We start from the raw sequence: 627 nt of genomic DNA on the forward strand, positions 1-627 counted from the left end.
TGTTCCACAACATTCCGGGGATGATTGGCTGATGGCCATCACATTTGCAGACCTCTCCGCAATTCTCGGTCAACTCTGGTGGCCGTTTTTTCGTGTGGGAGCGGTATTTTTATCCATGCCATTTTTTGGTGACGCGTTGATTCCGATTTGGGTTCGCAGCTTATTAGCACTCTCTATCGTTGTCATCACAGCGCCATTAATGCCAACAATGCCTGCGGTTGAACTCTTCTCATTAACCTCTTTGTTTCTGGCATTTGAGCAAGCGATTTGGGGTTTGATGTTCGGTCTGATTCTGCACATGCTGTTTAACGTGTTCACCATGCTCGGCCAAACCATTTCTTTGCAGATGGGTTTGGGTATGGCAATGATGAACGACCCTGTGAATGGTCTGTCGGTGGCGATTCTAGGCCGTATCTTTTTGATTTTTTCGACCTTACTCTTTTTGTCACTAGAAGGGCACTTACTGGTGATCGATATTGTTATCCAAAGTTTTGTGGTGTGGCCTGTTGGCTCAGGCATCACGGCCCTATCACTGCAAGGCGTGATCAATGTGTTTGGGTGGATGTTTGCGGCTTCTCTCGCACTTTCGCTGCCCGCCATCGTGTCAATGCTATTTTCAAACGTCAT

1 protein-coding gene is annotated in these 627 nt (G+C 47.4%); it reads left to right on the forward strand.

Annotated elements, in window-relative coordinates; all coding sequences use genetic code 11:
• Positions 1 to 31: 31 nt before the first annotated feature.
• The coding region (locus R7093_RS26250; protein WP_318147151.1) for a flagellar biosynthetic protein FliR at positions 32 to 627 on the forward strand (596 nt) is incomplete at its 3' end.

It is taken from the genome of Vibrio sp. 1580, assembly GCF_033340055.1.